The sequence below is a fragment of the Actinoplanes sp. SE50/110 genome, assembly GCF_900119315.1.
GTDB lineage: Bacteria > Actinomycetota > Actinomycetes > Mycobacteriales > Micromonosporaceae > Actinoplanes.
Map to the genome: position 1 here is coordinate 6,710,639 of NZ_LT827010.1, position 14,248 is coordinate 6,724,886.

The 14,248-nt window shown below is 72.7% G+C and carries 9 protein-coding genes; 5 read left to right on the forward strand and 4 right to left on the reverse strand.

From position 1 onward, the window contains the following. Positions 1 to 71 precede the first annotated feature (71 nt). The 3 genes from ACSP50_RS42600 to ACSP50_RS30135 all read left to right on the forward strand — a co-directional run bounded on the left by ACSP50_RS42600 (position 72) and on the right by ACSP50_RS30135 (position 6,503). Positions 72 to 1,961 carry a WD40 repeat domain-containing protein gene (locus ACSP50_RS42600; RefSeq protein ID WP_014693081.1) on the forward strand — a complete coding sequence of 630 codons (1,890 nt, stop codon included), beginning with the start codon at positions 72 to 74 and terminating at the stop codon, positions 1,959 to 1,961. Continuing rightward, positions 1,958 to 4,777, forward strand: a complete 2,820-nt coding sequence (locus ACSP50_RS30130; protein WP_014693082.1) for a hypothetical protein — start codon at positions 1,958 to 1,960, stop codon at positions 4,775 to 4,777. Before ACSP50_RS42600 ends, ACSP50_RS30130 begins: the two co-directional genes overlap by 4 nt. Before the next feature lie 136 nt (positions 4,778 to 4,913). Continuing rightward, on the forward strand, positions 4,914 to 6,503 hold the full coding sequence (locus ACSP50_RS30135) for a cellulase family glycosylhydrolase (protein ID WP_014693083.1): 1,590 nt from the start codon (positions 4,914 to 4,916) through the stop codon (positions 6,501 to 6,503). 53 nt (positions 6,504 to 6,556) lie between these two features. Here the strand turns inward: ACSP50_RS30135 and ACSP50_RS30140 are convergent, their stop codons facing one another. Then, positions 6,557 to 8,371 carry an esterase-like activity of phytase family protein gene (locus ACSP50_RS30140; protein WP_014693084.1) on the reverse strand — a complete coding sequence of 605 codons (1,815 nt, stop codon included), beginning with the start codon at positions 8,369 to 8,371 and terminating at the stop codon, positions 6,557 to 6,559. 75 nt (positions 8,372 to 8,446) lie between these two features. Between ACSP50_RS30140 and ACSP50_RS30145 the strand changes: the two genes are divergently transcribed. After that, entirely contained in the window at positions 8,447 to 9,835 is a 1,389-nt protein-coding gene (locus ACSP50_RS30145; RefSeq protein WP_014693085.1) for a S28 family serine protease, read from the forward strand. Positions 9,836 to 9,903: 68 nt separating this feature from the next. On the opposite strand, the gene ACSP50_RS42605 is transcribed toward ACSP50_RS30145, so the two are convergent. Further along, positions 9,904 to 10,107 carry a hypothetical protein gene (locus ACSP50_RS42605; RefSeq protein ID WP_099343902.1) on the reverse strand — a complete coding sequence of 68 codons (204 nt, stop codon included), beginning with the start codon at positions 10,105 to 10,107 and terminating at the stop codon, positions 9,904 to 9,906. Positions 10,108 to 10,187: 80 nt separating this feature from the next. On the opposite strand from ACSP50_RS42605, the gene ACSP50_RS30150 reads away from it, so the two are divergent. After that, positions 10,188 to 11,603 carry a GGDEF domain-containing protein gene (locus tag ACSP50_RS30150; protein WP_014693086.1) on the forward strand — a complete coding sequence of 472 codons (1,416 nt, stop codon included), beginning with the start codon at positions 10,188 to 10,190 and terminating at the stop codon, positions 11,601 to 11,603. Positions 11,604 to 11,659: 56 nt separating this feature from the next. Here ACSP50_RS30150 and ACSP50_RS30155 read toward each other — a convergent pair whose 3' ends face one another. Together ACSP50_RS30155 and ACSP50_RS30160 are read right to left on the reverse strand one after the other, a co-directional pair. After that, a complete protein-coding gene (locus tag ACSP50_RS30155) occupies positions 11,660 to 12,163 on the reverse strand; it encodes a hypothetical protein (protein ID WP_014693087.1) in 504 nt (167 codons plus the stop codon). Between the two features lie 85 nt (positions 12,164 to 12,248). After that, complete coding sequence (locus ACSP50_RS30160) at positions 12,249 to 14,204, reverse strand: M4 family metallopeptidase (RefSeq protein WP_014693088.1); 1,956 nt, start codon at positions 14,202 to 14,204, stop codon at positions 12,249 to 12,251. Between the last annotated feature and the right edge of the window lie 44 nt (positions 14,205 to 14,248).

The following is a 14,248-nucleotide window of genomic DNA, read 5'->3' on the forward strand; positions in this document are numbered from 1 at the left end:
GGCGGCGTCCGGCCCGGGGTGCGGGCGCTGGGTAACCTGGCGGTCGGCTCGACATCGGGGAGGCGGCCGACATGGACGACGCGGTGATCGCCTGGGAGCGGCCGGCCCGCAGGCTGCGGCCGGCACTCCGGGTCGACGTGGAGGGTGCCGAGGTGGTGGCCGTCGTCACCGGCGGCGACGGCCGCACCCTGCTGGCGGTCGCCGGCGGGGACGGGCCGCCCGCGGTCGTGTCGCTGTGGGACACGGCGACCGGCGAGCGGGTCGGCGAGCCGCTGACCCACCCGGCGGAGGCGGTCCTGGCGATGGTGGCGCTGCCCGGCCTCCTCGCGGTCGCCTACGCCGACGCCGACGGTCCGCTGGTGCAGGTGTGGCGCCCGGCATCGGGTGAGCGGGTCGGCGCGCCCCTGCCCGGCCCGTTCGACGGGTCGGGCCTGGCGGCGGTTTCGGTTCCGGACGGCCGTCACCTGCTCGCCGTCGTCGAGGAGGTGGCGGGCACGCTGCGACTGTGGGACCCGGCCACCGGCGATCCGGTGGCCGGTCCGTGGCCGCCGGGCATCTGGGCGGTGACGGCGGCGAAAACCTCGGACGGCCGTCCCCTGCTGCTGACCCTGCACGGCGACGACAGCCAGGCGGTGGTCCGCTCCTGGGATCCGCTGACCGGGGATCCGCTGGGCCAGGTGCTGCGTACCCGGCACGACGAGGCCCACCCGCATCGGCTGGTGGCCCTGCCGCAACCGGACGGCCGGCTGATCCTGGCGGTGTCCCGAGGGGACGAGGACGACGGTCTCGTCACCCGGCTGTGGGACGCGGCCACCGGCCGGCGGATCGGCGGCCCGATCGAGGGTGCCGGCCCACTGGCCGTGCCCGGCCCGGTTCCGTTGCTGGCCGCCGGGGGCGGGCTGTGGGATCCGGGTTCCGGCCGCCGGGTCGGTGACGCCGGCACGAACGGCGTCCCGCGGCCGGTGGCGGCAGTGCCCGGTGACCCCACCCTGCTGGCCGGGCCGGGCCCGGACGGCACCCTGTGGCTGTGGGATCCGGCGGAGACACCACCGCTGCCCGACGCCGAACGGGTCGGCCCGGTGGACCTGCTGGCGCCGGTGACGCTGCCCGGCGGCCGCACGGTGCTGACCACCGGCGTCCGCTTCTGGGACGTGCTCACCGGCGAACCCGCCCGCGCTCCCCTGACCGGGCACGCCGGGGCTGTCACCGCCGTGGCGTCGGCATCCCTGCCGGACGGCCGGCTCGTGCTGGTGACCTGCGACCAGGCCGGCACCATCCGCTCCCGGGACCCGGTGACCGGCAAGCTCCTCGCCGAGGTGCCCGCGGCCCGCTCGCACGTGGTCCGCTCGATGGCGCCGATCGTCATGCCGGACGGGCGCACCCTGCTCGCCGTCGGCAACGACGTGAACGTCCTGCGGCTGCGCGATCCGGAGACCGGGGCCAGTGCCAGCGACATGTTCACCCGGCTCGACCGGCCGCCGCTGCGGGCGGTCGCGGCGGTGCCGATGCCGGACGGCCGCACGCTGCTGGCCGCGAGCAACGCCACGCCGGCACGCGGCGGCAGCTGGGCGGCCCGGCTGTGGGATCCGGTCACCGGGCTGCCGGTCGGCGACCCGTTCGCCGAGCGGGCGCCGGTGTGGTCGCTGGCCGCGACACCGGCCGGGCACGACCGTGTACTGCTGGCGGTCGGCACCGCCGACGGCACGGTCCAGGTCCACGACGTCGTCAGCCGGGAGGTCCTCGGCGAGCTACCCGGCCGGCACCCGTGCCTGCTCACCGACGCCGGCGGCGGGCAGGTGCTGGCCGTCGCCCGCCGGGACGAGGTCGAGTTGCGGGATCCGCTGGACTGGCGCCGCCTGAGCTCGCACCGGATGGGCAGCAAGGTGCTCACCCTGGCCGCGGCCGGCTCCCGGCTGGCGATCGGATGTGCCGAGGGCCTCGCCGTGCTGACGGTCGCATGAGCACCCGGCCCGAGGACGAAGCCGCGGAACGCTGGATGTCGCTGAGTCGGCACCCGAACGTCCGCGCCCGCTACTACGCCGACGCCGAGCAGGTCGACGGCGGCCCGCTGCGCATCGACGCCGTGTCCACCATCGACCAGGCCCTCGACATCGCGATCCAGGCCGCCCGGGGCCTCGAGCACGCGCACCGCCACGACGTCGCCCACGGCGCGGTGGGGCCGGACGCCGTGCTGGTCACCCCGGACGGCACCGTCAAGATCACCGGCTTCGGCGTCCCCGCGGCGGCCGCCTGGCAGGCCGACGTGACCGCCGTCCGGAGACTGGTGCGCGAGCTGGGCGGGCCCGCCCTGCCGGACGGCCTGCGGATGGCGGACGTCATCGACCGCCTGACCGGGACCTACCGGCAGGAGTGCGGCCGGCCCTACCCGCGACCGGCCCCTGTCCCGCTCACCCGGACGTCGGATGAGCTCACCGATCACGGCATCATGCTGACCGTGCTCGGCCGCGTCGACGCCGCGCAGTCCCTTTTCGACCAGGCACTGGCCGTGCATCCGGGGCACCCCGAGGCCACCTACCACAGCGGTCTGCTGCGCTGGCGCACCGGCGAACTGACCGACGACCGGCTGCTGGCCGCCCTGGACAGCGATCACCTGCGCGCCCTGGTCCATCTGGAGCGCGGCGATGCCGCCGCCGCGCTGCCGCTGCTGCTGCGGACCGCGAAGGACACCGACGCTTTCCGGTACGCCGTGCAGGCCGAACGCCCGCACCGGCTGCAGCCGCGCACGGTTCAGGTCCGGCCGGGGATCCGCTCGGACTCGCTGCACGCGGGCCCGGGCCGGCAGGTCGACCACGTACGCCTGAGCGCCGACGGCCGGATCGCCGCGACCGCCGGGAACGAGACGGTGCAGGTGTGGGACACCAGGACGGGCCGATGCCTGCAGGAGGCGCACGAGCACACCGCCACGGCCACCGCCCTGCACCTCACCCCGGATGGGGGGCACGTGCTGTCCGGCACCGGCGACGGGACCGTCTCGTGGCGCACCGCTGAGGACGGCAGGCTGCGGCGACGGCTGGAGACCGGCGACCGGGTCGTCGACATCTGGACCGACCCCGAGGCACGGACCGCCGTGATCACGGTGCGGAGTGGGTTGCAGGTGTGGGACCTGCACGCGGGCCGGCTGCTGCGGGTGATCGACCCCGGCGGACCGATCATCGGGGCCGGGGTGTCGGCCGACGGGACGCGGGCCGTGTCGTCCGGCCTCGACCGTGTCCTGCGGCTGTGGGACCTGCGGACCGGAGAGTGCCTGGCACACCTCGAAGGGCACCGTTCCCTCGTCGGCGTGATCCGGCTCAGCGCCGACGGCCGGGTGGCCGTCTCCGCCGGCCAGTTCGACCCGGTGCTGCGCGTCTGGGACCTCGACAGTGGACAGTGCCGCCATCGGCTCACCGGGCATGTCCGTGAGGCACGCGGGCTGGACGTCAGCGCCGACGGCCGGTACGCCGTGTCGGCGGGCGGGACCGACCACACCGTGCGGCTCTGGGATCTGCGGATCGGGCGCTGCCAGCGCACGTTCACCAGCGACTACGACGACACGGCGGCGCTGAGCGCGGACGGCCGGACCGCGGCGGCCGGTGGGTTGAGCGGCGTGGTGCGGGTGTGGGACATCCCGGCGCCCACCGGCTATGCCGCGCCGCCCCAGCCGTGCGTGCCACGCTCGTACGCCGCAATCGTCGTGATCAACGCCGAGGCGGACACCCTCCTCGATCGGGCGGAGCGGGCGATCGCCGAGGAGGATTTCGGCACGGCGCACGCCCTGCTGGTCCGGTTGCGCACCGACCGGCGGCATGATCGGACGCCGCGTGCCCTGCGTGCCTGGCAGCGGCTGAGCGCCCGGATCGACCGCGTCGCGGTCGAGGACGTGCTGGTCACGCGCACGCTGCACGGTCACACCGACCGCGTCGAGTCGATCTGCGCCGTCCCGGGCAGCCGCACCGCGATCTCCGGCGGCCGCGACGGCACGCTGCGGATCTGGGACCTGGAATCGGGCGCGTGCCTTCGCACGCTCACCGGCCACACCGGCTCGGTGCTGTCGGTCACCACCGACGGCACCGGTCGTACGATCGTCTCGGCAGGCCGCGACAAGACGATCCGGGTCTGGGATGCCGAGTCCGGTGCGTGTGTGCGCACGCTGACCGGGCAGGGCAGCGTCGTGTACTCGGTGGCGGTCAGTGCCGACGGCCGCCGGGCGGTGTCCAGCGCCCGCGACGGCGACCGCCTGCTGGTGTGGGACCTGACCACCGGCACCCGCCTGCGCCGCCTGGACGGCCACACCGGCGGCGTGCCGACCGTCGCCATCACCCCGGACGGGCGGCTGGCCGTCTCCGGCAGCCACGACGGCACGGCCCGCGTGTGGGATCCGGACACCGGAGACTGTGTGCGCGTCCTCGACCCCGAAGAAGTGGAGGTCGTTCGGCTCAGCGCCGACGGCGGCAGCGTCCTCACCGTCGACTCCGACGGCCGCGCCGGGCTGTGGGACCTCGCGTCGGGCGATCGGCTGCGCGCCTTCGAGCCGCCGGACTGGTCGCACCTCGCCGACGTCCAGCTCAGTCACGACGGCCGCTACGCCGTGGCCGCGGGCGACCACCTGCTGAGTCTGCACGACCTCGCGACCGGCGACCCGCTGTTCGAACCCGCGGACCGGCCGGACGCGATCACCGCGGCCTGCCTGAGCCCGGACGGCCGTTTCCTGGTCGCCGCCTGCCGGGACACGACGGTCCGGGTGTGGGAGCTGACCTGGGACCTCCGGCTCCGGTAGGCCGTTCCTTCCCCGAGGGCCGCGTTATCGAAGCGGTTCGATTGACCTGGGAGCGTTCCCATTCGACACTTCTCGGCGAGGCGCGAAACGGATTCACCGCCGTTTCGGCGCCGCGGACCGCACGAGAGGAAGCCCCATGAGATCGATGGCAAGAAAGGCCGGGCTCGCGTTCACCGCCGCCGCGCTGGCCCTGGCCGGAGCCGCGTACGGCGTGACGTCGGCGTCGGCGTCCGCCGAGGCGGCCGCCCCGCTGACCACTCCTCAGCTGGTGACCGACATGGGCGCCGGCTGGAACCTCGGCAACCAGCTCGAAGCCAGCAACAACGGCATCCCCGGCGAGACGGCGTGGGGCAACCCGGTCATCACGCAGGCCCTGATCAACCGGGTGAAGGCGGCCGGCTTCAGGACGATCCGGATTCCGGTCTCCTACCTGGGCGCCATCGGCGCCGCCCCGACCTACACGGTTGACGCCACCTGGCTGAACCGGATCCAGGAGGTGGTCGACTACGCGTACAACCAGGGTTTGTACGTGGTGATCAACATGCACGGTGACGGCTACAAATCCGTCACGGGCTCGTGGCTGATCTGCGACGCCGCCGACCAGACGACGGTCAGGGCCCGGTACCAGAAGGTGTGGCAGCAGGTCGCGACCAGGTTCGCGAGCTACACCGAGCACCTGATCCTCGAGTCGATGAACGAGGAGTTCGACGGCCAGTACGGCAACCCGACGCAGCCGTGCTACTCCAACATCAACGCGTACAACCAGATCTTCGTCGACACGGTCCGCAGGACCGGTGGCACCAACGCCTCGCGCTGGCTGCTCGTCCCCGGCTGGAACACCAACATCGACTACACGGTCGGCAACTACGGATTCGCGCTGCCCACCGACCAGTACCGGTCGACGTCGATCCCCGGCACCGAGCAGCGGATCATGATCTCGGTCCACTACTACGACCCGTGGGACTTCACCGGCCAGGAGGACGGCACCGTCACCCAGTGGGGCCCGAATGCCACCAACCCCGCGAAGACGTCCACCTGGGGGCAGGCCGACTACCTCGACGGCCAGCTGAAGAAGGTGCACGACACGTTCGTGGCGCGCGGCTACCCGGTCCTGGTCGGTGAGTACGGCTCGATCGACAAGACCGCGGCGGACCCCACCAACAACCGGTACCGCGCCGACTACGCGCGCGCCCTGGTCACCGCGGCCAAGAAGTACGGCGCGGCCACCGCGTACTGGGACAACGGCTACACCGGGGCGTACGGCTTCGGGCTGTTCAACCGCAGCTCCGCGACGGTCACCCAGCAGAGCATCATCGACGCCATCATCAGCGCGGCCGGCGGCACCAGCACGAGCCCGCCGCCCGGCGGCAGCCCGTCGGCGACCCCGTCCGCCTCGCCGTCCAACACCCCGACCGGCGCCTGCCGGGTCACCACCGCGGTCAGCGCCTGGAACACCGGGCTGACCGACAACATCACGATCGTCAACACCGGCGGTACGGCGGTCGACGGCTGGACGCTGACCTTCACCCTGGCCGCCGGACAGACGATCACCTCCGGCTGGAACGCCACCTACCGCCCCGCCACCGGCACCGTCACCGCGACCGACGTCGGCTACAACGGCACCCTCGCCGCCGGAGCCTCGACCACCATCGGCTACCAGGCCACCCACACCGGCAACGCCGCCGCCCCGACCGGCTTCCGCCTCAACGGCGCCGCCTGCAGCTGAGTCTTCCCGAACGGCGGCCCGGTCCCGCGGGAACGGGCCGCCGTCGTGCGGGCTCAGTACCGGATGGTGACCGTGGTGCTGCCCAGCACCACCGGCAGCTTGGCCAGGTCGACCCGCAGCAGTTCGCCGTCGTCGGCCACGCCGGCGGCGTCCAGCGTCTTCTGGTGGACGAGGAACTTCCCGGTGGTCGCCGACTTCACCGGCGCGCAGGCGGTGGTGTCGGACAGCCCGGACGCCTCGCAGGCCGCCTCGTCCCGGCCGAGCAGGTGGTCGATGCCGAAGTCGCTGTCGTTGGCGAGGTACAGCACGCGGCCGCCGTCGGAGGTCGCGACGCCCTCGATCTTGTCGTGGCCGAAGAACCTGCCGGACGGGTCGAGCTGGTTCAGCACGGAGCCGAGGTCGAGGTACGGACTCTTGCCGACCGGGATGACACCGGCCTGGGACAGCAGCAGCGCGGCCTTCGCGGTGGGGGCGTCACCGACGTACGCCTCGATCGATGTGCCGCCGATCAGGTAGCCGAGCGGGCCGGTGCCGGTGACGTCGGTGGCGCCGGTCAGATCGATCTCGTACAGGTACTTGGCCACCGCCCGGCCCGGCCCGGCCTGCAGGCCGTCGCGCTCGTCGACCAGGAACCGGGTGGCCGACAGCGCGGTGATCTCGCTGACCGCACCGCCCGTGGCGTTCGGGTTGGTGAGCAGATACAGGTACTGGTGGACGGCCCGGGTCCGCAGGTCGACCGTCACGATGCGGACCGGCGAGACGTTGCCCGGTTTAACGGTTTTACCCTTGGCGTCGGTGCCGTAGTCGGGCACGGTCAGCGCCGCCTGCATGATGCCGACCAGGGTCCGACCGTCCGGGGTGACGGTGAGGCCCTCCATGCCCTTGTTCTTCGTCCGCAGCGCCAGCTCGGCGGGCAGCGGGTGCGCGGTGTCGACGTTGTGCCCGGCGTCGGCGCCCCACGGCGACAGCCGCTCGATCTCGGTGCCGTCCCGGTCGAAGTGGGTGAGGAACGGCCCGTACTCGTCGGAGACCCAGAAGCTGCCGTCGGCCAGCGCGACCAGACCCTCGGAGTCGTAGCCGTCGTCCGGGTCCAGGGTCACCGCCGGACCGGTGCCGGGCACCGTGTACGGCTGCGCCGGGTCGATGTAGTCGCCGTACAGGTCCTCGGTCTTCTCGGAGCTCGCGGCCCGCTTGGTCACCGGATTCGGCAGGCCGTTGTACGGGGTGCCGTCCGGCGCCTTCAGGACGATCGTCCGCTGCAGCACCGCCCTGCCACCGGCCAGCTGGAACAGCCCGATCTGCGGGTGGAATCCGGGATCGGCGAAGGCCTTCTGCCCGCTCGGTCCGTCGTCGTCCACGTTCGGCCCGCGGTCGGTGACCCCGTAGAACCAGCCGGGCCGCCCCGGCGCCGCGACGAACGAGGAGCCGTAACCGCCACCGGAGATCGGCACGGTGCTGCCGTCCGCACCCTCCAGGCCGCCCAGCGGCGGAATCCGGGCGCCGCCCCGCACCGCACTGGAGTAGACGGTGACCGCGTCGGTCGCGGTGTAGCCGAAGTGCACCGTGCCGTGGCTTCCCGGCACCGCCGGCGTGAAGACGTACGAGCCGTCGGGGTGCACCGCCAAGCTGCCGGCCGCCGGGTCGTCCAGGCCGGTGCTGCGCACCACCGCGGTGGCGCCGCGATCGTTGGCCAGCACGTTGGCGGACGCGGCACCGGTGTCCGGCCGCACGGCGAACGGATGCTGGCGGCCGCCTCGCCAGCCGAACGGGTCGGCCCAGGCGGTGCCGATCGAGGCAAGAACGAGGACGGCGGTGGTACCGCCGACGACTGCCGCCCGCCTGCGGGCGCGAGAAGTGAACAGGAGCATCCCCGCAACCAAGCGGCCGGAGATGGCCGTCGGATGACCCGTTGATGTATTAGGGTTTATCGATAGCATGACGGCGTGCGAAAACGTCTTGTCGCCATCCTCGCCTGCCTGCTGGTGGCCGTCACCCCGGTCACGCCGGCACGCGCCGCCGACGACCCGCTGCGGGATCAGCTGACCGCGATCCCCGGCATCACCGTCGTCTCCGACACCCAGGGCGCCGGCTACCGGTTCTTCGTCCTGACCTATCGCCAGCCCGCCGATCACCGCCATCCGGGACGGGGTGGCTACGAGCAGCGGCTGACCCTGCTGCACCGGTCGACCACCGCGCCCACCGTCCTCTACACCAGCGGGTACGGCCTGGCCGCCAGTCCGCGTCCGACGCAGACCGAGCCGACGGCGCTGCTGGGCGCCAACCAGGTGTCGGTCGAGCACCGCTTCTTCACCCCGTCGCGCCCGGCCCCGGCCGACTGGTCGGATCTCGACATCTGGCAGGAAGCCTCCGACGAGCACCGGATCGTCACCGCGCTGCGCGGCGTCTACACCGGTCGCTGGATTCAGACCGGCGGCAGCAAGGGCGGCATGACCTCGGTGTACCACCGGCGCTTCTACCCCGGTGACGTCGACGGCGTGGTCGCCTATGTGGCACCGGATGACGCGATCAATCCGGTCGACCGCGCGTACGACGCCTTCTTCGACACCGTCGGGACCGCCTCCTGCCGCGCCGCGCTCGACGAGGTGCAGCGCGAAGCGCTGCGGCGCCGGACCCGGCTGGTCGCCCACCTGCAAGCGGATGCCGCGGCGCAGGGCTGGACCTTCACCCGCACGCTGGGCACCGCGGACCGCTCGTTCGAGATGACCGTGCTGGACTCGGTGTGGGCGTTCTGGCAGTACAGCACGGCCGCCGACTGCGCGGCGGTGCCGCCGGCCACGGCGACCGACGACGAGTTGTACGCCTGGACCGACGCCGTGGCCGGGTGGAGCTTCTACACCGACCAGGGCCTGGAGTACTACTGGCCGTACTACTACCAGGCGGCGAGCCAGCTGGGCTGGCCCAGCCTGCGGTTCGAGCACCTGCGCGGCCTGCGCCACTACCCGGGCCTCTACACCGCGAACTCGTCCCTGCCGGCCGAACTGCGCCGGGTCCACCACCCGCTGCCGATGCTCGACGTCGACTGGTGGGTCCGCACCGCCTCGGAACGGATGCTCTTCGTGTACGGGCAGAACGATCCGTGGAGCGCCGAACGCTTCACCCCGAGCCGCCACGACTCGGCGCTGTTCGTCGCCCCGGGCGCGAACCACGGCGCGAAGATCGCCGGCCTCGCCCCGGCCGACAACGCCACCGCGACCGCCATGGTGCGCCGGTGGGCAGGGGTGCCGGCCGGCCTGGCGGCCCCGTCGCCCATCGATGTGCCGCTGGACGACATGTGCGTCACACCACGGTGCAGGGCACCCCGTCGAGGGTGAAACCGGCCGGTTCGGCGGTGTTGCCGGTGTGAGTGGCCTGGAACCCGATCTTGACGGTCTCCAGGTGCTCATCGTGTAGACCACCCGGGCCCGGCGCCGCCGGCCGGCGACGAACTCGCCGACGGGCTGGCCGCCGGGCCGGGTGGGACGGTGCCGCCCACGGTGGTCACGAGCGTCGTCACGCTGCGGGCGGGCAGCGTGACGGTGACCGACCCGTTGGTCATGCTCGGGGCGCTCTGCGGGCCGGGCATCGGGGCGCGGGGACCGGCCACGGGCTGAGAGACCCGCTCCGGCGGTATGCCGTACGCCACTTCACCTCAAGGACGGGCGTGCTGCGACGACATGGCGCGGCGTGAAGAACAAGGTGGTCTGGCTGCTGCTCGGCGCGACGGTGCTGGCGGCAGCCGCGATGTGGTGGCGCCGGGGAACGCCGACCTCCGACATCATCTACTTCGCCTGGACGGTCCCGCTGGCCGTCGCCGTCTGTGTCACCGCGGCGCGCCAGCCGGCCAGACGGAACCGGGCGCCGTGGTGCCTGATCGCCCTCGCGCTGGTGCTGTGGCTCAGCGGCGACGGCGTGCAGACCCTGCAGTACTACGCCGGCTACGTGCCGCCGTTCGGGCTCTCGGACGTGCTCTGGCTCGCCGGCTACCCCGCCATGGCGGCCGCCCTCCTGATGATGGCCCGCTACCGGGCGGCCGGCCGCGTCCGCGGTGTCGTGCTGGACGGGCTGACGCTGACGTTCGCCGCCGGGATCGCGGCGTACGTCTACTTCTGCCTGCCGATCATCGACGAGGGCTTCAGCACCCTGGAGAGCGTGACACCGGCCCTGTACCCCTTGGGCGACGTCATGCTGCTCGCCGGCGTGCTCATGCTGTTCCTCTCCCCCGGGCGACGCGGCGGACCCACCTACCTGATGCTCGTCGCCGCGACGCTGTACCTGCTCACCGATTCGGCCAACAACGTCCTCATGTACGTGGTGCACAGCGACGTCTCGTGGGACCTGGACGGCGCCGTCCTGCTCGGCAACTGCCTGCTCGCCGCGGCGGGGTTGCACCCCCGCCGCGGCGAGCTCACCGAGCCGGGCCGGGCCGTCGAGGTGCTGCACCCCGCCCGGGTGCTCTTCCTCGGGGCGGCCCTGGCCACCGCGCCCACGGTCGTGCTCACGCACACCGGCCTGGGTCCCGGCGGTCGCACCATCCTGATGGCGGCCACCCTCGCCTGCATCGCCTGCGTGCTGATCCGCTTCCTGCAGGCCGTCCGCGGGCTCGAACGCACCCAGGCCCAGCTGGCCTACCAGGCCCGGCACGACCCGCTGACCGGCCTGGCGAATCGTGCCGCCTTCACCGAGCACCTGGACGAGGACACCGCCGGAGTGCTGCTCTACCTCGACCTCGACGGGTTCAAGGCAATCAACGACCGCGACGGTCACGAGGCCGGAGACGCCGTGCTCAAGGCGGTCGGCCAGCGGCTCACCGCGGCGGTTCGCAGCAGCGACCTGGTGGCCCGGCTCGGCGGTGACGAGTTCGTCATCGCCTGCACCGCGGCGGACGTCACGTACGGCCAGGACCTGGCGCAGCGGATCGTCACGGAGGTGTCGCGCCCGGTCGAGTTCGGCGGGCGACAGCTCGCCGTCGGCGTCAGCATCGGCATCGCCGCGCACGTCACCACGTCCCCCGATGCGCGGCGGGCCGCGCTGCTCGCGGCCGACGAGGCCATGTACGCGGCGAAGCACCGCGGCAAGGGCAACTGGGTAGTCGCGGCGTAGCGGCCATGGGCCGCGACGTCACCGGCAGGACGGCTGCCGGTGACGCCGCCCGGCGGTCAGTGGGCGAACAGGCCGGCGCCCAGGGTCAGCAGCCGGTCGAGGGTGGCCCCGTGCCCGCCCTCGCAGTCCTGCACGACCGTGGTCGCCGACGGGGTGACGAACGTGTACTCGAAGCCGTCGTCGCAGCCCGGCGCGCCGGGCGACGGCGACGCCTGCGCGGCCAGGCCCGGCGTGCCCAGCAGCCGCCGCAACTCGGTGGTGGTGGCGGTCGGCACCCGGACCGGCGCGGCCGCCTGACCCTTGCGGGTGGCGGTGGCCGAGCCGTCGGCGGCGATCGAGACGCTCTCTTCGACGCCGGCGAAGCCGCCGCGCCGGGTGACGGTGAGCGGGACGGCACGGGCCGCGGAAGCCGTGGGCGCCGACATGGCGGAGGACGCCGGTGTCGCGGAGGACGAGGCGGCCACCGGCGGTGGCGCTGCGGCCGGCTCGCCGTTGGCGCAGCCGGCGACTCCGGCCAGCAGCAGCGCCGCGAGGACTACCGATATGTGTGACTGTCGCACCGCGGTCTCTCCAGGATCGTCGGAATGGCAGGCCGGCATCGGGCCGGGACGGCGCTGGTGCGCGGCCCCGGCCCGATCCCGATGGTCAGCTCGCGGCGGGGACGTTCCAGCCGAGAACGGCGTTGCCGGAGCCGCTGTACGAGACGATCCGGTACCGGTAGCTGCCGGCCGTGCCGGTGTAGGAGATCGCCTCGCGGGACGTCTCCCCGACCGAGCGGGCCACGGCCGTCCACCGGCCGCTGACCAACTTGTCGAGGTACAGGTCGAAGTCGGTCCCGGCCGGTCCGGCCAGGCAGGCGCTGTGGCGGCCGCCGCCGGCGGTGAAGGTGTCGCTGACGACGGTCTGGCCGGCGGTGACCGCACCGCTGTCGTGCGAGGAGAACCCGGCCTGGCAGTCACCGGTGGGTGCCTGGGTCGGAGCGGGGCTGGTGGCGGTGGGACCGGTGGTCGGGGTCCCGGCGCCGGTGCAGGACGGTTCGCCGGTGCCGGCCGGTACGCTGACGGCGTCCCAGGCGGCTTTGACGGTGGCGCATTCGGTGCCGTTGCCGAACAGTTGGGCGGCCGCGGCGACCGAGGCGGCCCGGGCCTTGGCGTGGTTCCAGCCTGTGGTCTTACGCATCAGCGTGGCCATGTAGATCTGACCGGCCTTCCGGATCCCGACCCCGGTGACCGTGCTGTTGTTGCAGGTCGGACTGACCGGCTGACCATCAGTCGGGCGCGAACCCTCGGCCAGCAGATAGAACCAGTGGTTCTGCGGCCCGGCCGCCGAGTGCACCTCGGTGTTCGGGATCGCGCTGGAGAAACAGTTCGGGTCACCCAGCTTCGACGGGTCCGCCATGTTACGGATCGGCCCGTTACCGGTCAGGTTCGCCAACTCACCGACGGTGTAGTCACCCTTGTCCAGGGGATTGTTGGCGAAGAACTCGGTCAACGCGCCGAAGATGTCACCGGTCGACTCGTTCATCCCCCCGGCCTCGTTGCCACCACTGGACCCGCCCGGGGTGAACTGGTTGATCGCGTGACCGAACTCGTGACCCAACACGTCGATCGTGTTGAGCAGCCGCCGACCGTCCGAGGAATGCCCGATCTCCACCCGGGAGCCGTTCCAGAACGCGTTCACATCGTTGAGGCCTTCACGGATCGGGAAAGCATGCCCGTTACCGTCGATACCGTTACGGCCCAGCCAGTCGTGCAGCATGTCCCACTCGCGGGAGACCACGAACATCGCATCGACACAACCGGTCTCCTGGTCGGTGGCCGCGCCACCACCCCAACTGTCGGTGGCCTTGCTCAACGCGACACCGTTCTGCCCGCCACACTGCAGACCGGGACGCTTCGGGTCACTCATGGTGAACCGGCCGCCGCTGCTGGTGTCGTCGAACGTGACGTCGCCGTAGTAGGCGCCGTGCCCGGCCGCGTCGACGATGTCGTCCCGGGTCAGGTCGGGCAGCACCTTGCCCGTGGTGGCGTCGACGAAGACGTGCAGGTTGCTCGGGGCCAGACCGCCGGGGGCACGCTTGGCGCCGGCGACGACCACCTCGTACGCCAGCACACCGGCACCCTGCGCGACGACCTGCAACGTGGCCGGGGACACCGTGGTCACCCTGGCGAGCTGCTTGCGCGCGGTCTTCGCCGCGGCGGCCGCGGAGATCTTCGCGGTGACCGGGATGGACAGCGCCTGCTCCTGCGCGACGTACTCGTTGAGCACCCGGCCGCGGCTGTCGGCGACGACCACCGCGTCACCGCCGTGCACCGGCAGGCCGCGGTAGGTGCGTTCGTACACCACGTACTGCAGGCCGTTCTGGCTGACCACCTGGCGCCGGTCGAGCTTGTCGTACCGGCTCTTGAAGAAGGTCTTGGGTTTGTTGGTAACCAGGTCCGCGGCCGAGGACGTGGCCAGCGCGACCGGCGCCGGCCCGTCGGCCGCGGGCTGCTGGTGGCTCGGGGTGGTAGCGGCGTTGCCCTGCGGCATGGTCAGGGCGATCGATCCCGCTACGGTGACGGCCGCTATGCCGCTCGCCACCGCGACTTTGTGCTTCAACGATGCTCCTTGCACGAATACTCGCGGGGCCGTTCTCCGGGTCG